The organism is Pseudomonas antarctica (assembly GCF_900624995.1).
Classification (GTDB): Bacteria; Pseudomonadota; Gammaproteobacteria; order Pseudomonadales; family Pseudomonadaceae; genus Aquipseudomonas; species Aquipseudomonas antarctica.
Map to the genome: position 1 here is coordinate 1 of NZ_UYXQ01000002.1, position 19,269 is coordinate 19,269.

The window sequence follows — 19,269 nt, forward strand, 5'->3', positions numbered from 1 at the left end:
TCTACTTGGTCGACAACCGACAATTTAAAAGTCAGCGTGTAATCGCGCTGACTACGTTTTGCGCCCGTATCCATTGCACCCTCCTGATAAGAAGCCAGAAGGTGTAAACCTTATTCAGGACGAGACACAGCCACAAAAAAAGCGCCTGAAAAGGCGCTTTTTTTTCGACCGCCGTCGGCTTACTTGACGGTCACAGTGCCTTTCATCATCGAGATGTGGCCTGGGAACGAGCAGAAGAACGCGTAGTCGGTACCGGCAGCCAGCTTCGATACATCGAAGGTCACCGAATCTTTCTCACCAGCACCGATGATCTTGGTGTGGGCGATGATGCGGGTGTCGCCGTCTTTCAGGTAGTTTTTGTCGATACCGGCGGCCATACCGTCGCTGGCGATGCCAGGCATGTCGGCGGCGGAGCTCAGCACCCAGTTATGGCCCATGACGTTTTTCGGCAAGCTGCCGGAGTGAGTCAGCTCAACGGTGAACGTCTTGCAGCTCTTGTCGATTTCAATGGCCTTGGTGTTGAAGGACATTTGGTCGGTGGAGTCGACGGTGACCTTGCACTCTGCAGCAAGCAACTGGCCGCTCGCCAGAGTCAGCAGGGAAACAGCAACGAGTTTGGCAAACATGTGAATCTCCAAGGCAGGGTTTAATAAACGCGTATTGCGACAAGGGTGCCTCAAGCAGGCTTGAATTCTTATGATCTGAATCAACAGATTGTATACAACTTTAGGCTATCAGACTGATCAACACAATCTACCAGCCAACGGTCGGCCACCTGTTTATGATCGGTTCATTCCCCTTGGAGCCTGCGCCATGCACCTCAACCAACTGTTCAACGGCCTGCTGGCCGCGTACGCCTGCGGTAAGTGAAGGCCAAGCGAGGTGCTAAGCTGCTACCATAGCGACCCAAGGCAGCTGCGCGCCGCCCCACCCTCACCTTCGACCCTAGAGGATCGCCCATGGCCAAACCTAATTACTCCTTCGCCAAACGTCAGAGAGACTTGGCCAAGGAGCAGAAGAAAGAGGAAAAGCTGCAACGCAAGAAAGCCACTGCAGATGAAGAAGCAGGCGCACTGAACCCGGATGCTGAAGGTGAAGTGGCGACGGATGAAACCGAGACACCGAAAGACCCGGCGGAATAAATTCTGTTGAGGTGAGCAGGTCCTCCCTGCTCACCCCAACCCACCACTTATTCCAGCGGCATCACCGTCACCCGCACCTCCGGGTCATGGCTCCCACCTCCCAGAATCACCCCCCGCAACGGCGACACATCCGAGAAATCGCGGCCCCAGGCCAGGGTGATGTGCTCCAGGGCCGGCTGCACATTGTTGGTCGGATCAAAATCTACCCAGCCCAACACCGGGCAATACACCGAGACCCACGCATGGGACGCATCGGCGCCGATCAGCCGTGGCTGGCCGGGCGGTGGCTGTGTGAGCAGGTAGCCGCTGATGTACCGCGCCGCCAGGCCTCGCGAGCGCAGGCAGGCGAGCATCAGGTGGGCGAAGTCCTGGCACACGCCACGACGGCGCTCCAGTACTTCCACCAGCGGCGTGGCGACCTGGGTAGCTTCGGCATCGAAGGTAAATTCGCTGAAAATTTTCTCCATCAATGCCTGAACGCCGAGCAGTAAAGGCTCGCCGGATGGAAAACAGCTTTCGGAAAACTCGACGAAGGCTTTTTTCAGGTGCACGTAGGGCGATTCGAAGCGATAGCGGCAGGCTTCGATCAACTGCGCCGAGAGGGGCTGGCTGCTGTAGGTCAGGCTGTCGCGGGTTTGGTCCCAGGCTGGCGACTGTTGGAAATCCAGCATAGGCCGCGCCAGCACTTCGACGGTCAGCCCGGCATTCACCAGCAGCTCATCGTGGGGTCGTTCGAACGCCAGGCGCGTGATCGGGTTGCCGAACACGTCCAGTTCATCACGCCGCGCAGTCGGCTCCGGGCTGATCTCCAGCTGTTGCGAAGTGCAACGCTGCCACTCGCACGGCCGTGGCCACAGGTGCGCCAGCTGTTGGGCCAGGGACACCGGGCTGTCGTAGTGGTAGTGGGTATCGTGAAAAATCTGGTAGCGCGCACTCATCACACCGACACCGTTTGCTGGCTGACATCATCCACATGGGCAAAATGGCGCAAGGCCAGGCGATCCGACACTTGCCCACTCTCATCGGCCACCGCTTGCAGCAGGTCAGCCAGGCCACCCAGCGCGGCACGCACGCTGGACTCGCCGAACAACGGGTTCTCCAGGCACCCCAGGTCGAAACGCGCCAGGCGTTCCACCAACGGCGCCAGCCCAGCTTCCCGTGGTACACCAAAGTCATCGTTGAGGCGACGCAAGGTGCGGCTGACCAGTTTCAACTGGAACAGCACGGCATGCGGGTTCTGTTCATCGAGCAGCAATAAATCGAGCACCGGGATCAACTGCGGCACCGCCAGATAGCGCGAGCGATAGGTGATGCTGCTGTTGCCCAATTCCAGCAACCACTCCAGCCCCGCCTGATCAAACACCGCCACGCCACGCAGGAACGCTGCAAGGCTGCTGCTGAGGAACTGCAACCGCTCGATGCGCCGCCCCATCATCAAGAACCGCCAGCCTTCGTCACGGGTCATGTCATCTAGGGCAAACCCGGACAGCGCCGCCAGCGACATCACCAGGCGGTTGAGGAAGTCCAGCAGCTCGCCGAAGTCCGGGGTTTCGCTTTCCAGTTCCATGGCTTCGCGTTGCAGCTCGACCAAGGCTTGCCAATTCTCCCGGGACAACTTGCCACGCACCTGGGACGCCGCCCACTGCAGGCGTTGCAGGTTGGCGCGCAGGCTCGACGGCCAATCATCGCCGAGCAAGGCGGCGAGCAGGCGCTCGGGCAATTCACCCTCTTCCGGCAGCAAGCGCAGGGTCTCACCTAGCTCGACCGCCGCCTGCAACGCCAGTGGGTCGTCGCCGTCGACATAACGCGCCAGCACGACGCGCAGCCAGCGCGCGTTGTCATCACATCGCTCGCAGTACCGACCAAACCAGAACAGGTTCTCCACCACACGTGACGGCAAATAAGGGTCGCGGCGCACCAGGTCATGGGCCCCCATCGCACGCTGCGCGCGCCAATGCTCGCCACCGGCAGCGCGCTCGCCGAGCACCCAAGTGTCTTTACTCGCGCCGCCGCGTTGCATCGACACCACTTCGGCATCGGCCTCGGCGGCCACGCGGGTCAGGCCGCCGGGCAGCACACGGTAGCCTTCATCGCTGGCCACCGCGTACACACGCATGCCGATGGCGCGGTGTTGCAGATGCTCTTCAACGGTGTGCCACACCGGCGCCTGGGAGAGTTGCGCCAGCTCCTGAGCGACATACGCGTAAGGCCGCGCACGCATGCGTTCGGCCAGGGCCTGGCGTTGTTCGTCGTTCAAGTCGCGACCAAATATCGGGCTGAAGCTTTGCGACGGAAACGCCGGTTTGATCAGCAGCTCGGGCAGTTTCTCCAACGCTTCGGCCAGCACCGGCGCTTCACCGCACCACCAGGTGGCGATGGACGGCAGGATCAATTCTTCGCCAAACAGGAACTGGTTAATCTTCGGCAGAAAGCCGAGCAAGCCTGGGGACTCCAACACACCACTGCCCAGGGCATTGGCCACCAGCACATTGCCTTGACGAACGGCATCGAGCAGGCCGGGCACGCCCAGGGCCGAGTCGGTGCGCAGCTCCAGCGGGTCGCAGAAGTCATCGTCCAGGCGCCGCATGATCGCGTGCACTCGGCGTAGGCCGCTGAGGGTTTTCAGGAACACCGTGCTGTCGCGCACAGTGAGGTCGCCGCCTTCTACCAACGGGTAACCGAGCTGGCGTGCGAGGTAGAGGTGTTCGAAATAGCTTTCGTTGAAACGCCCCGGCGTGAGCAGCACGATCAGCGGTGACTGGTCATCACTCGGCGCCTGGCGGGCCAGGGTTTCCTGCAGCGTGCGAAAGAACCCCGTGAGGTGCTGTACCTGCAGGTCGCGATATAAATCCGGGAAAGCACGGGACACGATGGTGCGGTTTTCCAACGCATAACCCGCACCCGACGGCGCCTGGGTGCGGTCGGCGGTGACCCACCAGCGGCCATCCGGCGTGCGCGCCAGGTCCACGGCATACAGGTGCAGAAATGCACCGTCGGGCGGCTGGATACCCTGGCACGGCCACAGGAAATTGTTATGCCCAAAGACCAGTTCAGCCGGCAGCAAGCCTTCTTTAATCAAGCGCTGCGGGCCGTACAGATCGGCCAACACGGCATTGAGCAGGCGCGCACGCTGGGCGATGCCGGCTGACAGGTGCTGCCACTCATCGGCAGCCAGCACATGCGGGAGCAAATCCAGTTCCCACGGGCGATCGGCGCCCTTGGGGTCGGCGTAGACGTTGTAGGTCACGCCGTTTTCCTGGATCTGCCGGGTCAGCAGCGCCTGGCGCTGAGCCAATTGCGCAGGTGTGCTGCGTTGCAGGTGATCAAGCAAGCGCTGCCAATGCGCGCGCACCGCGCCACTGTCGTCCAGCAGTTCGTGATAAGTGCCCGCGGTCAGCGGGTAACGGTCGAGCAAGTCGGGCATGGAACGCTCGGCAGGGGCAAGGGAGTTCAGATTAACCTAACAAACACTGCAAATCCCCTGTGGGAGCCGCCTTCGCGAGCAAGCCCGCTCCCACATTTTGGATCGCGTTCAGTCATTTTTATTGGGGAAACGCCGCAGATCCAGAGTCATGGGCAATTCGTCGTTGATCACTACGGTCGGCACCGCCAGCTTACCCGGGCTATGCCCCAAGCGGAAAAACCGCGCCATGCGCCGGCTCTCCGCCTCATTGGCATTAACCGGCAAGCTGTCGTAGTTGCGCCCGCCCGGGTGGGCGACGTGGTATTGGCAGCCGCCCAGCGAGCGGTGCATCCAGGTGTCGAGCAGGTCGAACACCAAGGGCGCGTGCACCGCGATAGTCGGTTGCAGGCAGTTGGCCGGTTGCCAGGCGCGGTAACGCACGCCGGCGACAAACTCACCCACACGCCCGGTCGGCTGCAGTGGCACCGGAATGCCATTGCACGTCAGTAAATAGCGTTGTGGTGGCAGCCCACTCAGCTTCACCTGCAAGCGCTCAAGCGACGAATCCACATAACGTACCGTGCCGCCCACCGCGCCCTCCTCGCCCAGCACATGCCAGGGTTCCAGGGCCTGGCGCAGTTCCAGTTCGATACCGCTGACGGCGTAATCGCCGACCTTGGGGAAACGAAACGCCAGGTGCGCGGCAAACCACTCGGCCCGCAGTGGGTAACCGGCGGCATTCAGTTCGACGATCACGTCGGCGAAATCCTGCTCAATGAAGTGCGGCAACACGAAGCGGTCATGCAGCTCAGTGCCCCAGCGCGCCAGTTTCGGCGGCGCGTACGGCTCACGCCAGAACCGTGCGACCAACGCGCGCAGCAGCAATTGCTGGGTGAGGCTCATGCGCGCATGGGGCGGCATTTCAAAGGCGCGCAACTCCAACAGGCCCAGGCGGCCGGTGGCGCCGTCTGGTGAGTAGAGTTTGTCGATGCAGAACTCGGCGCGGTGGGTGTTGCCGGTCACGTCGATCAACAGGTTGCGCAGCAGGCGGTCGACCAACCACGGCGGGCACTCTTCGCCGGGCTCGGGCATTTGCGCGAAGGCGATTTCCAGCTCATACAGCGCGTCGTTACGCGCCTCATCTACCCGTGGCGCTTGGGAGGTCGGGCCGATAAACAACCCGGAAAACAGGTACGACAGCGAGGGGTGGTTATGCCAGTAACTGATCAAACTGCGCAGCAAATCCGGGCGACGCAAGAACGGTGAGTCCTTGGGCGTGGCGCCGCCGAGCACAAAATGGTTACCGCCACCGGTGCCGGTGTGGCGGCCGTCGATCATGAATTTTTCCGTGGTCAGGCGGGTTTGCCGGGCCTCTTCGTAGAGGAATTCGGTGCGCTCGACCAACTCCTCCCAGGTGGAGGACGGCTGCACGTTGACCTCAATCACACCCGGGTCCGGCGTGACCCGGAAGTTACTCAAGCGGGTGTCGAACGGTGGCTCGTAGCCTTCCAGCAATACCGGGCAGTGCAGTTCCTCGGCCGTGGCTTCGATCGCGGCCACCAGTTCGAGGTAATCCTCAACACGCTCCAACGGTGGCATGAACAGATAAAGCCGCCCTTCCCGCGCCTCGGCGCACAAGGCGGTGCGGGTCAGCCAGTCAGCGGACTCATCGATTTTTGGCACGCGCTCATCACTCGGCGCGGGCTCGCCGTGGCTTTGCAACTGCCCGGTGGAGGGCAACTGCGGCTGATCCTGGTTCGGGTCAGTCGGATGCACAAACGGATACTGCGCCGCCGTCACCCAAGGCTGCGAAGCCAACGGTAGGCGATAACCCAGCGGTGAATCCCCCGGCACCAGGCGGCAGTGGTTGTCGCGCAGGTACCAACGCCCGCTCTGCCAGCGATCATTGGCCGCCGTACGCGCCAGCGGCAGCACGTGGCCGATGACTTTATCCAGGCCCTGGTTGAACACTTTGCGCAGGCGTTCGCGCTCCAGGTCGTCGCTCAGGCGCGGGTCTTGGGCGGTGACGTTTTGCGGCAGCGCACCTTCGCGCCACAGGTAGTAAAAATTGTCTTCGAAGGCCGGAAACACAAAGCGCGCCGGCAGTTTCAGGCGCTCGGCGACGCTGGCCAGGAAGCGCCCGGCCATGACACCGTCGGCGCCGTAATCCTCTTGCTCATCGGCGATCAGCGCGCTGTTGTGCCAGATCGGCACGCCGTCGCGGCGCCAGTAGCAGTTGAGCGACCAACGCGGTAGTTGCTCGCCGGGGTACCACTTGCCCTGGCCGAAATGCACCAGGCCTTTGGGGGCGTAGTGTTTGCGCATGCGCTGGAACAGCTCGGCGGACAGGCGACGCTTGTCCGGCCCCAGCGCAGCGGTGTTCCACTCGGCGCCGTCAGGGTCGTCGATGGAGACGAAGGTCGGCTCGCCGCCCATGGTCAGACGTACATCATCCTTGAGCAGGTCGGCATCGATCTGCCGGCCGAGTGCCTGGATCGCCAACCATTGCTCCTCGGTGTAGGGCTTGGTAACCCGAGGCGCTTCCCAGATGCGCTCCACCGACATTTCATGAGTAAATTCGCACTCGCAGGGCTCCACCAGCCCACTGATCGGCGCGGCGGAAGATGGTTCGGGACTACAGGCCAACGGAATATGACCTTCACCGGCGAACAACCCGGAAGTGGCATCCAGGCCGATCCAGCCGGCGCCGGGCAAGTACACCTCGCACCAGGCGTGCAGGTCGGTGAAGTCCACCTCCGTGCCAGACGGGCCGTCGAGGGCTTTGACGTCGGCGGTCAGCTGGATCAGGTAGCCCGATACAAAACGCGCCGCCAACCCCAGGTTGCGCAGCAGTTGCACCAGCAGCCAGGCCGAGTCGCGGCAGGAGCCGGACGCGTTTTCCAGGGTGAATTCCGGGGTTTGCACACCCGGTTCCATACGGATCAGGTAGCCGATATCGGCGGCCAAGCGCTGGTTGAGCCCGACCAGGAAATCCACAGCAGGTAAGGGCGTGCGGTCGATACCGGCCAGGTAGGCGGCAAACTTCGGCGTCAGCGGCAGGGTTTCCAAGTACGGCGCCAGCTCGCGCTGCTCATCGGCGGCGTAGCTGAAGGGGATTTTTTCGGCATAAGGTTCGAGGAAAAAATCGAACGGGTTGAACACCGCCATCTCGGCGACCAGGTCGACTTCGATGCGCAGTTCAGCGGTCTTTTCCGGGAACACCAGGCGTGCCAGGTAATTACCCTGCGGGTCCTGCTGCCAATTGATGAAGTGCTGCTCGGGCAGCACGTTGAGTGCGTAGGACAAAATCCGCGTGCGGCTATGGGCCGCCGGGCGCAAACGCACGATCTGTGGGCCGAGTTCGACAGCGCGGTCGTAGCGGTAATGCGTAACGTGGTGCAACGCGACATGAATCGACACGGCGGCCTCCTGCGAGCCAGGGCATGAACACAAAGCGCGCAAGACTTATGCCAGAGCGGCCGTCATTGCGCTTTATCGTAAGACCCGGTGCAGTACAGCACCAAAACGGCGCCAACGTGGGGGCCGTGGTGCAAGGGTTGCACATATTTGTGGCGTGCGTGCGAGGCTGGGTGGTGAATCTACCCAGCTAGCGGGCTTTGTACGTTGCGATGATGGCTTGGCGCAGCCGTCTCACTTCAACGAGTTTCTGGCGCATTTCGCGGTGACGCTTGCTGTTGAGCAGCAGCAACCCCAGCAGCGGAAACAGCAGGCTCAAGCCATAGGACAGCGGATGCGGACCGAAGGCGATGGTGGGCAGCACTGCCAGAACACAGAACGCAAGCAGCACCACCAGCGGCCATACCCACTGCGGCCGCCCGCGCGCGATCATGAAGTTGCACTGCACGATGCCCCACGTCAGCGCGAGGCCACCGAGGAAGGAATACTTGAGGTTGTCGCCCATCGACAAGCGTGGGAAATAACTGTCGAAAATCAGCGGCACCGCAAACACCAGGGTGAACACCGCCGCGAAAATCGCGCCCATGAAGACAGGAAAATACTGCGCCAGAAAACTGCGAATGCCGGGTAGCTCATTCATTGCTCATTTCCTCATACAGCCCCACGGCAATGATGCGCACATTGCCCGAGATCGCACTGCCGGTAAAACCGATTGCAGCGCCCATTGCATCCTGTATCTGGGTAACCGTTGCATGCTTGACTTGGGCGGGGGTGAAACGCTTCGTCGCCTCGCCGGACAGTTGCTTCAGCTTGAGCATTTTGGCGCTCACGCGCGGGTCCTGGATGCTGAGCAGCTCCTTCGTGAGCTTGGCGCGCTCTTGCCGGGTTAACCCTCGCAATACATCCCGCACGCTTTTGCCGGTGGTGGCCTGATTCATCCGCACCAGCTTTACCGTGGTCAACGTCGATGCACCGATCCCGATCAACGACGCCGCATCCAGCGCGATCATCGTGTACTGATACCACTCCGAGCTGTCGAGCTTGTCATTTTTGGAGGGGTCACTGATCTCATTGCTGACGCGATAGCCACTGGCAAAACACTGGAGCGTGCTGGCCGTAGCAGCGGTATAACCGATGGCCGTAATCACGCTGCTGGCGCCCGCCGTGAACGGCACGGCGACCGTGCCGCTGAGCACCACGATCCAACCGATGATCGCGCCTGCGCAAGACAGTGAGGTGTTGATCGCCTCCCCCACCAGGCGCGATTCGCGAGGATTGTCTTGCACTTGCTGGGCAAATTGCGCCGGTGCGATGTACTTCTGCGCCTCACGCAAAATCAAACGCTTAGGAGCGATGCTACAGATGGGCTTGAATTCGCGCAGGGTCACGACATTGAAGTCGGCGTCGATATACACCACGCCTGCACCGACGATGTTGGGGTCGGCGTCGATGGCGGCAAATATCCGCGGCAGGTTAAGTTCGCTTTCAATGCGCTGGCGCGCCATGAATTGCGAGCGGTTAGAGTCCATGCCGATGTTGAGCAGGGGGTTGCTCATAAGTGTTCTTCCTTGAAAGTGACGGTGGCCGGGCCGGCCCCATCGCAGGCAAGCCAGCTCCCACAGTTGACCGGGTTTCAACGTTGCAATGCGGTCCACTGTGAGAGCTGGCTTGCCTGCGCTAGCAATCTAATGCGCGCCACCTTAACAAACAGCCTACCCACCCGCTAGAAAGCAAAACGCCAGCACAAGGCTGGCGTTTTGCATGTTCAGGCGGCGATCAACTCGGCACGACCGGCTTGCCGTCCTTGCCGTTGGCCGCCTGCTTGTTGCGCGCCATGGCCGCAGCCTTGGCTTGCTCGCGCTTGTCCCACGGGTTGCTGCCGTCGCTGCCACGCGGTGGTAGGCCGGTGTGCTGAGTGAGGATCTTGGTGGTGGTTTCCTTGGCGACCTCGTGGCTGCCGGCTGGCGTCGAGTTCTAAACGGCGCCCTCGTCAGTGCACTGGTGCATGCGCTGCACCTATTTGTGGCGTGCGTGCGAGGCTGGGGGGTGAATCTACCCAATCAGCGGGCTTTGTGCTTGGCGATCATGGCTTCGCGCAGGTGGCGGATTTCCAGTAGCTGACGGCGCATTTCCCGATGGCGTTTACTGTTCAGCAACAACAGTCCAAGCATTGGAAACAGCAACCCTATGACATAGGCGGCCATATGCGGCCGATAGCCATAAGTTGGTAATACGATCAAAAAGCACACCACGTAGAAGGCGACGATGGCCCAAACGCCCCAGGTTCTCCCCCTGATCATGACGAAGTGGCTGAATGCCAAGAGCAGCCCCAAGACAACCGCCGCCACAAAGGAATAACGCGCTCGCTCTGGTTCACCGCGAAAAAAGGTACTCGATGCCAATGAAATAGCAGCGGATAGGGAAAAACAGGCAAGGAAAAATGCGCAAATAAACGCAGGGAAGTACTCAGCCAAAAAAGATTTTAACGAGACTTGGCGCACCATCACTCAAGCTCCTCGTATAACCCTACTGCAATAGTTCGAATGTTGCCGGACAAGGCACTCCCGGTGAAACCAATGGCGGCACCGAGGGAATCCCTGATCTGCGTAACGGTAGCATGATTGATCTCGGTCGCCGAATAGCGCTTCACCAACTCACGGGAGCGCTGGCGCAACTTCAACAGCTTATTGCTCAGGCTTGGGTCTTTCAGGCTTAGCAACTCTTTGGTGAGCGCCTTACGTTGCTGGCGAGTCAAGCCTTTAGACAACTCGTACCAGCTTCTACCCGTCGTTGCTTTTCGAGCCTGCAACAGTCGAACAGTCGTCAGGGTAGAGGCGCCTGCGCCCAACAGCGAAGCCGCGTCCAATACCGGCATTGCATAGCGATACCATTCCTCGTTGTCCATATCGTCGTTGGCGGTCGGGTCGTTGAGTTCGTTGAACGTTCTCATGCCTCCAACCACACACTGCGCGGTACTGGCCGCCGCAGCGGTGGCGCCGAGGCCCGCCACCACCAAGCTCGCGCCCCCCGTGAACGGTACGGCGACAGTACCGCTGAACACCACAATCCAGCCCAGAATCGCACCGGCACAAGACAAGGTCGTATTGACGGCCTCCCCCACGAGTCGAGACTCACGCGGATTGTTGGTCACCTGATCGGCAAACTGTGCGGGGGCTATGTACTTCTGCGCTTCACGAAGAATGATGCGCTTGGGCTTGATGCTGCAGATGGGCTTGAATTCGCGCAGGGTCACGACATTGAAGTCGGCGTCGATATACACGACACCTGCGCCGACGATGCCGGGGTCGGCATCGATGGCCGCAAACAGCCGTGGCAGGTTGATCTGGCTTTCAATGCGCTGGCGCGCCATGAATTGGGAGCGGTTGGAGTCCATGCCGATGCTGAGCAGGGGGTTGCTCATAAGTGTTCTTCCTTGAAAGTGACGGTGGCCGGGCCGGCCCGATCGCAGGCAAGCCAGCCCACAGTTCACCGGGTTTCAACGTTGCAATGCGGTCCACTGTGAGAGCTGGCTTGCCTGCGCTAGCAATCTAATGCGCGCCACCTTAACAAACAGCCTACCCACCCGCTAGAAAGCAAAACGCCAGCACAAGGCTGGCGTTTTGCATGTTCAGGCGGCGATCAACGCGGCACGACCGGCTTGCCGCCCTTGCCCTTAGCCGCGTAGGCGCGCGTGCGAGGCTGGGTGGGGAATCTACCCAGTCAGCGGGCTTTGTGCTTGGCGATCATGGCTTCGCGCAGGTGGCGAACTTCGAGCAGCTTTTGGCGCATTTCGCGGTGGCGTTTGCTGTTGAGCAGGAGCAATCCCAATAACGGGAAGAGCACAGCTGAGCCATAGACCAACATATGAGGGGGGTATTGAATCATCGGCAGTACGAACAACAGGCAACATCCCAGGTAACCTGCCACCAGCCCTGTGGCCCATGAGCGTCCGCGCGCAATCATTACGTTGCCAAACACCAGCACCGCCACCAGCACCAGAATCGCCAGACCGGAGTAGTCGGCTTTGAGCGCCGGATCCACGCCACGCAAATACGTCACGCCCGCAAGCGATACAGCGGACGCCCCGGAAAAGATCGCCATGAAGATCGTGCCCATAAACACCGGAAAATAGCGGGCGAGGAAGCGGCTCATGTCGGGGAAGCCGTTCATTGCGTCAGGTCCTCATACAAGCCGATTGCAATAGTACTGGCGCTGCCCACACTGCCGCTTCGGTAGCTACCCCAGATGCCCAATAGTCCGCCTAGCGCGTCTTTGAGTTGAGTCAACGTCGCATGCCGGATTTCGGTGGCACTGTAGCTCTTGGTCAGTTTTCCGGCACGTTGCTGCAACTTGAGCAACTTGGGCGTGAGGCTCGGATCCCGCAGGCTCAGGAGTTCCTTGGTCAATTTTTTGCGTTCCTGCCGACTCAGGCCCTTGAGCAGTTCATACCAGCTTTTGCCCAGCGCAGCGGCTTTGTTGGCTTTCAAAAGTTTTACCGTGGTCAAGGCGCCGGTTCCAATCCCCACCAAAGACGCTGCATCAAGGATGGGTGAGACAGCGCCATACCATTCGGCGTCATCCATGCGGTCATTTGCATCAGGGTCAAGGATCTCGTTGTAGGTACGTGCCACGCCAAAGCCGCACTGCGCGCTACTGGCTAATGCCGCCGTCACGCCAATGCCCACCACAAACGCACTTGCACCCGCCGTAAAGGGCACGGCCACGCTGCCACTGAACACAACAATCCAACCAATAATAGCGGCGGTACAAGACAACCCCATATCAAACGCCTCTTTCCTGAGGCGACCTTCCCGAGGGTCGGTCTTCACTTGTTCCACAAACTGTGCAGGCGAAATGTACTTCTGCGCCTCACGCACAATGATGCGCTTGGGCTTGATGCTGCAGATGGGCTTGAATTCACGCAGGGTCACGACATTGAAGTCGGCGTCGATATACACGACACCTGCGCCGACGATGCCGGGGTCAGCGTCGATGGCCGAAAACAGCCGTGACAGGTTGATCTGGCTTTCAATGCGCTGGCGCGCCATGAATTGGGAGCGGTTGGAGTCCATGCCGATGCTGAGCAGGGGGTTGCTCATAAGTGTTCTTCCTTGAAAGTGACGGTGGCCGGGCCGGCCCCATCGCAGGCAAGCCTGCGATAGCAATCTAATGGGCGCCACCTTAACAAACAGCCTACCCTCCCGCTAGAAAGCAAAACGCCAGCACGAGGCTGGCGTTTTGCATGTTCAGGCGGCGATTAACGCGGCACAACCGGCTTGCGCGCAGGCTTGCCGCCTTTGCCCTTGGCTGCGTCGGCGCGCTCCTTGGCCGCCTGCTTGTTGCGCGCCATGGCCGCAGCCTTGGCTTGTTCGCGCTTGTCCCACGGGTTGCTGCCATCACTGCCACGCGGCGGCAAACCGGTGTGCTGGGTGAGGATCTTGGTGGTGGTTTCCTTGGCAACCTTATGGCTACCGGCCGGCGTCGAGTTCTTGCGACGGGCACTCTGGTAGCTGTCGGTGGCCGGCTGGTGCAGCGGGATCAACTGGTCTTTGCCCGGCCCGATCAGGTCGGCGCGGCCCATGCGGGTCAATGCCTCACGCAGCATCGGCCAGCCTTTCGGGTCGTGGTAGCGCAGGAAGGCCTTGTGCAAACGGCGCTGCTCTTCGCTCTTGACGATGGTCACCGCGTCGCTCTTGTAGGTGACCTTGCGCAGCGGGTTCTTGCCCGAGTGGTACATCGCGGTGGCGGTGGCCATCGGCGACGGGTAAAACGCCTGCACTTGGTCGGCACGGAAGCCGTTGCCCTTGAGCCATAGGGCCAAGTTCATCATGTCTTCATCGGTGGTGCCCGGGTGGGCGGCGATGAAGTAAGGAATCAGGTACTGCTCTTTGCCCGCTTCCTTGGTGTACTTCTCGAACATGCGCTTGAACTTGTCATAGCTGCCGATGCCCGGCTTCATCATCTGGTTGAGCGGACCTTCCTCGGTGTGTTCCGGGGCGATCTTGAGGTAACCACCAACGTGGTGGGTGACCAGCTCTTTGACGTATTCCGGCGACTCGACCGCGAGGTCGTAGCGCAGGCCGGAGGCAATCAGAATCTTCTTCACACCCGGCAACGCACGGGCGCTGCGGTACAGCTGGATCAACGACGAGTGGTCAGTGTTCAGGTTCGGGCAGATGCCTGGGAATACGCAGGACGGCTTGCGGCATGCGGATTCAATTTCCGGGCTCTTGCAGGCGATGCGGTACATGTTCGCGGTCGGGCCGCCGAGGTCGGAGATCACGCCGGTAAAGCCCGGCACTTTGTCGCGGATCTCTTCGATTTCGCGAATGATCGACTCTTCGGAACGGTTCTGGATGATCCGGCCTTCGTGCTCGGTGATCGAGCAGAAGGTACAGCCGCCGAAGCAGCCACGCATGATGTTCACCGAGAAGCGAATCATGTCGTAGGCCGGGATCTTTTCCTTGCCGTAAACCGGGTGAGGAACACGTGCGTAAGGCATGCCGAACACGTAGTCCATTTCTTCGGTGGTCATCGGAATGGGCGGCGGGTTGAACCACACGTCCACTTCACCGTGCTTTTGCACCAGGGCGCGGGCGTTGCCTGGGTTGGTTTCCAGGTGCAACACACGGTTGGCGTGAGCGTAAAGCACCGCGTCGCCACGGACTTTTTCCACCGATGGCAGACGAATCACGGTCTTGTCACGGGTCATGCGCGGGCTGGCCAGGATCTGTACGACCTTGGCTTCCTCAGGGTCATCCACCGGGCCTTTCTCTTGCTCGATGGCGCAGGCCTGGGTGTCCTGGGTGTTCACGTACGGGTTGATGATCTTGTCGACCTTGCCCGGGCGGTCGATGCGCGTGGAGTCCACTTCGTACCAGCCCGCCGGGGTGTCACGGCGAATGAACGCGGTGCCGCGCACATCGGTGATGTCTTCGATCTTGTGGCCCCACGACAGGCGCTGGGCGACTTCGACGATAGCCCGCTCGGCGTTGCCGTACAGCAGGATATCGGCGGTGGCGTCGATCAGGATCGAGTTGCGCACGCGGTCCTGCCAGTAGTCGTAGTGCGCGATGCGGCGCAGGGAGGCTTCGATGCCACCGAGTACGATCGGCACGTTTTTGTAGGCTTCCTTGCAACGCTGGCTGTACACCAGGCTCGCGCGGTCCGGCCGTTTGCCGGCCATACCACCTGGGGTGTAGGCGTCGTCGGAACGGATTTTCTTGTCGGCGGTGTAGCGGTTGATCATCGAGTCCATGTTGCCGGCCGCGACGCCAAAGAACAGGTTAGGCTCGCCGAGCTTCATGAAGTCGTCTTTGGACTGCCAGTTCGGCTGCGCAATGATCCCGACGCGAAAGCCCTGGGACTCCAGCAGCCGGCCGATGATTGCCATGCCGAAAGACGGGTGATCCACGTACGCATCACCGGTGACGATGATGATGTCGCAGGAATCCCAGCCAAGCTGATCCATCTCCTCCCTGCTCATCGGCAGGAATGGCGCAGGACCGAAACATTCGGCCCAGTACTTGGGATAGTCAAATAACGGCTTGGCTGTTTGCATGACGGTGACCGGTGTTGAGATGAAAAATCGCGGGCGCGGAATATAGCACAAATTTTGACCAATTCCGACCTTTGCAGTAGGAATTGGCAAGACGATTTTTTTACTCGTCGTCGAAGTTATAACTGCCCGGCGCCAGGTTTTCGAAACGGGTGTATTTGCCGATAAAGGCCAGGCGCGTGGTGCCGATCGGGCCGTTACGCTGTTTACCAATGATGATTTCAGCGATGCCTTTATGTTCGGTTTCCGGGTGATATACCTCGTCCCGGTACACGAACATGATCACGTCAGCATCCTGCTCGATCGCTCCGGATTCCCGCAAGTCGGAGTTGATCGGGCGTTTGTTCGGCCTTTGCTCCAGAGATCGGTTGAGCTGCGACAGGGCAACCACCGGGCAGTTGAATTCCTTGGCCAGGGCTTTCAACGAGCGAGAAATCTCAGAAATCTCGTTGGTCCGGCTGTCACCACTGGAACCCGGGATCTGCATCAGTTGCAGGTAGTCGATCATGATCAGGGCGATATCGCCATGCTCACGCACCAAGCGTCGAGTACGCGCGCGCATTTCCGAGGGGCTGATACCCGCGGTGTCATCGATGAATAGCTTGCGGTCATTGAGCAGGTTGACCGCCGACGTCAAGCGCGGCCAGTCGTCGTCTTCCAGGCGACCGGCACGTACTTTGGTTTGGTCGATACGACCCAGGGACGAAAGCATACGCATGATCAACGATTCGCCTGGCATCTCCAGCGAGTAGACCAGTACGGCCTTATCGCTGCGCAACACGGCGTTCTCCACCAGGTTCATCGCAAACGTGGTTTTACCCATGGACGGACGGCCGGCGACGATGATCAGGTCAGACGGCTGCAGGCCGCTGGTCATGCCATCGAGGTCGGTGTAGCCAGTGGACAGGCCGGTGATGGCGTTGTCGGTGTTGAACAAGGTATCGATCCGGTCGATGGCCTTGGTCAACAGGTCGTTGACACTCACTGGGCCGCCGGTTTTCGGGCGGGCCTCGGCGATCTGAAAGATCTGCCGTTCGGCCTCGTCGAGAATCTCTTCAGCGGTGCGGCCCTCGGGGTTGAAGGCGCTGTCGGCAATCTCGGTGGCGATGCCGATCAACTGGCGCAACGTGGCCCGCGCACGCACGATCTGCGCATAGGCTTTGATGTTGGCGACTGATGGGGTGTTTTTCGCCAGCTCACCCAGGTAGCCCAGGCCGCCCACTTGAGACGTCTGGCCCTCCTTGTCCAATTGCTCGGCCAGGGTCACCACGTCGATCGGTGAGTTCTGGTCGGCCAGCTTGGCAATGGCACGGAAGATCAGGCGGTGGTCATGGCGATAGAAATCACCGTCCGAGACTTGATCCAGCACGCGTTCCCAGGCGTTGTTGTCCAGCATCAAGCCACCGAGCACAGCCTGTTCGGCCTCGATGGAATGCGGCGGCACCTTCAGGGCAGCGGTTTGCAGATCGTATTGCTCAGGAGCTGAAATATCGTTCATGGCCACTTGGAATTAGGGGTTTGTAGAAAAACAAAAGGCACGACCTGTAAACAGGATCGTGCCCGATGTTAACTGGCTGACACGCTAGGTGCCAATCAGTTAGGTACTGCTTAAGCTGCTACCACGACAACGCGTACGGTGGCTTCAACTTCGGCGTGCAGGTGCACGGCTACGTCGAATTCGCCTACGTTGCGGATGGTGCCGTTCGGCAGACGAACTTCGCTCTTCTGCACTTCAACGCCGGAGGCGGTCAGTGCATCAGCGATGTCGTGAGTGCCGATCGAACCGAACAGCTTGCCTTCGTCACCGGCGGTGGCAGTGATAGTCACTTCCAGCTCAGCCAGTTGGGCAGCGCGAGTTTCGGCCGAAGCTTTTTTGTCTGCTGCTGCTTTTTCCAGCTCAGCACGACGCTCTTCAAACGCAGCCAGGTTGGCAGCGGTTGCAGCGGTAGCTTTGCCGTATGGCAGCAGGTAGTTACGACCGTAGCCGGCCTTAACGTTCACTTTGTCGCCCAGGTTGCCCAGGTTGGCGACTTTTTCCAGAAGGATCAGTTGCATGTGAAAATCCTCTAACTTTTAACCTTCACCGTTCGCGTTATCGGCGTCTTTCGACGCCAGACGACCGCGAAAATCAATCAGGCCGTCGACAATGGCCAAAACCACGAGTAACGGATAGATCAGCTGCATGAATACCAACAGCACTACGTACAACCCCACCAGCCAGAACTTGGCCAGACGCTTTCGCGCCACCAGCCCATGAATCAGGGCCAGCCCGGCAAACACCAGCGGTACACTGCAAATCGGCGCCAGCAAGGCCATCTGTGGGCCGAAGTTCGGCCCGACAACCATGCACGCCAGCAGCAACATCGCCGGCCCCGCGGGAATTCTGACACTGCGAAATTCGCGTCCAAAACCACCCGGGTTGTACAACAACGCCTGCCAATAACGCCCAAGTATCAGGCTCAGCACGCTGATGATCTGCAACAATGCCGCAATCAGGCCGGTCAGGACCGGGGCAATCAGTGACGCAAACCGCGCTCGCTCATCTACCGACAATTGCTGGTAGAGATCCCCGAGGGCCATTGGCAGGATCTTGACGATTTCCTGCGACAGCGCCTCGATTTGCGGGCGGAAAGCCGCGCCAAGCATCACTGAGTACACCAACCCCAATGCCACGCTGACCAGCAGCGTACGGACCCAGGATTCACTTGCGCGTAAAACCAACGCAAGGCTCGATGACCCCAGCAGTACCAGAAGTACCCGTGGATCACCCATTTGCAGCCACCAGATCAAGGCCGGCAACAAACCCAGGGCAAGAACGCCAAGGGCGTCCTTCAAACCGCGCCGCAGCAGCACAAGGCAACCCGCGGCAGCACCCAACCAATAAAGCAGCGGCAATGCCGCACATCCAGCCACTACCAGAGTGGCCTGCACGCGACCGCGCATGATGAACTCAGCTAAGGCGCGCATGCATTCAATCCCTTACTACTTGTCGACTGCCCGGTCTCAGCGGCCGTGGCTGTCGGTGTAGGCCAGCAGGGCCAGGAAGCGGGCGCGCTTGATAGCGGTGGCCAGCTGACGCTGATAACGTGCTTTGGTACCGGTGATACGGCTTGGAACGATTTTGCCGGTCTCGGATACGTAGGCTTTCAGAGTGTTGAGATCTTTGTAATCGATCTCTTTCACGTCTTCAGCGGTGAAGCGGCAGAATTTACGACGACGGAAGAAACGTGCCATTTGATAGGCTCCTTAAAAGGTCCGTGGATTACTCGTCAGCGTTATCGCTGTTGTCGCTGTCATCACTATCAGCGCTTTCAGCGCCTTCGTGCTCAGGACGGTCGCGACGCTCACGGCGCTCACTGCGGTTTTCTTCAGCCTTGAGCATCTCGGATTGGCCGGTAACGGCTTCTTCGCGACGGATGACCAGGTTACGGATCACTGCATCGTTGTAGCGGAAGTTGTCTTCCAGCTCGGCCAGGGCCTTGCCAGTGCATTCAACGTTCAGCATCACGTAGTGAGCCTTGTGAACATTGTTGATTGCGTAGGCCAGTTGACGACGGCCCCAATCTTCCAGACGGTGGATTTTGCCGCCGTCTTCTTCGATCAGCTTGGTGTAACGCTCAACCATGCCGCCGACTTGCTCGCTTTGATCCGGGTGGACCAAAAAGATGATTTCGTAATGACGCATGAATGCTCCTTACGGGTTGTAGCCTGCCGCTCAAAAACGGTCAGACAAGGAGTGAATGACACTT

The 19,269-nt window shown here is 60.0% G+C and carries 17 protein-coding genes and 1 pseudogene; 1 reads left to right on the forward strand and 17 read right to left on the reverse strand.

The genetic code is table 11. The features are described 5' to 3' along the window. Positions 1-179: 179 nt before the first annotated feature. Positions 180-626: an azurin gene (gene azu, locus E0F99_RS01745; RefSeq protein WP_083355531.1), complete on the reverse strand. Its 447-nt coding sequence runs from the start codon at positions 624-626 to the stop codon at positions 180-182. A 333-nt stretch (positions 627-959) separates the two neighbouring features. Here azu and E0F99_RS01755 point away from each other — a divergent pair, with 333 nt between their 5' ends. Then, a complete protein-coding gene (locus E0F99_RS01755) occupies positions 960-1,142 on the forward strand; it encodes a hypothetical protein (protein WP_064450422.1) in 183 nt (60 codons plus the stop codon). A gap of 47 nt (positions 1,143-1,189) precedes the next feature. Here E0F99_RS01755 and E0F99_RS01760 read toward each other — a convergent pair whose 3' ends face one another. From E0F99_RS01760 to rpsF, 16 genes and pseudogenes are all read right to left on the reverse strand, one after another. Continuing rightward, positions 1,190-2,080, reverse strand: coding sequence for a transglutaminase family protein (locus E0F99_RS01760; RefSeq protein ID WP_083355532.1), 891 nt, complete (start codon positions 2,078-2,080; stop codon positions 1,190-1,192). Further along, positions 2,080-4,566, reverse strand: a complete 2,487-nt coding sequence (locus E0F99_RS01765; protein WP_083355533.1) for a circularly permuted type 2 ATP-grasp protein — start codon at positions 4,564-4,566, stop codon at positions 2,080-2,082. Before E0F99_RS01765 ends, E0F99_RS01760 begins: the two co-directional genes overlap by 1 nt. Positions 4,567-4,674: 108 nt before the next feature. Next, positions 4,675-7,965 carry a transglutaminase family protein gene (locus E0F99_RS01770; RefSeq protein ID WP_083355534.1) on the reverse strand — a complete coding sequence of 1,097 codons (3,291 nt, stop codon included), beginning with the start codon at positions 7,963-7,965 and terminating at the stop codon, positions 4,675-4,677. A gap of 187 nt (positions 7,966-8,152) precedes the next feature. Next, on the reverse strand, positions 8,153-8,602 hold the full coding sequence (locus E0F99_RS01775) for a hypothetical protein (protein WP_083355535.1): 450 nt from the start codon (positions 8,600-8,602) through the stop codon (positions 8,153-8,155). Beyond that, entirely contained in the window at positions 8,595-9,518 is a 924-nt protein-coding gene (locus E0F99_RS01780) for an Ssp4 family T6SS effector (RefSeq protein ID WP_083355536.1), read from the reverse strand. Before E0F99_RS01780 ends, E0F99_RS01775 begins: the two co-directional genes overlap by 8 nt. A gap of 220 nt (positions 9,519-9,738) precedes the next feature. Beyond that, positions 9,739-9,936, reverse strand: a pseudogene (locus E0F99_RS30995) (hypothetical protein); the annotation flags it as partial. Between the two features lie 86 nt (positions 9,937-10,022). After that, complete coding sequence (locus E0F99_RS01790) at positions 10,023-10,466, reverse strand: hypothetical protein (RefSeq protein WP_083355537.1); 444 nt, start codon at positions 10,464-10,466, stop codon at positions 10,023-10,025. Next, complete coding sequence (locus E0F99_RS01795; protein WP_083355538.1) at positions 10,466-11,383, reverse strand: Ssp4 family T6SS effector; 918 nt, start codon at positions 11,381-11,383, stop codon at positions 10,466-10,468. Before E0F99_RS01795 ends, E0F99_RS01790 begins: the two co-directional genes overlap by 1 nt. 299 nt (positions 11,384-11,682) lie before the next feature. Next, positions 11,683-12,132: a hypothetical protein gene (locus E0F99_RS01800; RefSeq protein ID WP_083355539.1), complete on the reverse strand. Its 450-nt coding sequence runs from the start codon at positions 12,130-12,132 to the stop codon at positions 11,683-11,685. Continuing rightward, a complete protein-coding gene (locus E0F99_RS01805) occupies positions 12,129-13,061 on the reverse strand; it encodes an Ssp4 family T6SS effector (RefSeq protein ID WP_083355540.1) in 933 nt (310 codons plus the stop codon). Before E0F99_RS01805 ends, E0F99_RS01800 begins: the two co-directional genes overlap by 4 nt. Positions 13,062-13,219: 158 nt before the next feature. Further along, the gene (locus E0F99_RS01810) at positions 13,220-15,523 is read right to left on the reverse strand and encodes a YgiQ family radical SAM protein (RefSeq protein WP_083355541.1); all 2,304 of its coding nucleotides are present in this window, start codon (positions 15,521-15,523) and stop codon (positions 13,220-13,222) included. A 100-nt stretch (positions 15,524-15,623) separates the two neighbouring features. Next, the gene (gene dnaB / locus E0F99_RS01815; RefSeq protein ID WP_064450415.1) at positions 15,624-17,018 is read right to left on the reverse strand and encodes a replicative DNA helicase; all 1,395 of its coding nucleotides are present in this window, start codon (positions 17,016-17,018) and stop codon (positions 15,624-15,626) included. A gap of 110 nt (positions 17,019-17,128) precedes the next feature. After that, positions 17,129-17,575: a 50S ribosomal protein L9 gene (gene rplI / locus E0F99_RS01820; protein WP_003171376.1), complete on the reverse strand. Its 447-nt coding sequence runs from the start codon at positions 17,573-17,575 to the stop codon at positions 17,129-17,131. 18 nt (positions 17,576-17,593) lie between these two features. Then, positions 17,594-18,487, reverse strand: a complete 894-nt coding sequence (locus E0F99_RS01825) for a hypothetical protein (RefSeq protein ID WP_083355542.1) — start codon at positions 18,485-18,487, stop codon at positions 17,594-17,596. A gap of 36 nt (positions 18,488-18,523) precedes the next feature. Beyond that, on the reverse strand, positions 18,524-18,754 hold the full coding sequence (gene rpsR, locus E0F99_RS01830; protein WP_002551829.1) for a 30S ribosomal protein S18: 231 nt from the start codon (positions 18,752-18,754) through the stop codon (positions 18,524-18,526). Positions 18,755-18,782: 28 nt separating this feature from the next. Beyond that, positions 18,783-19,205 (reverse strand): 30S ribosomal protein S6, encoded by a 423-nt coding sequence (rpsF, locus tag E0F99_RS01835; protein ID WP_003217491.1) that lies wholly within the window; start codon positions 19,203-19,205, stop codon positions 18,783-18,785. Positions 19,206-19,269: the final 64 nt, after the last annotated feature.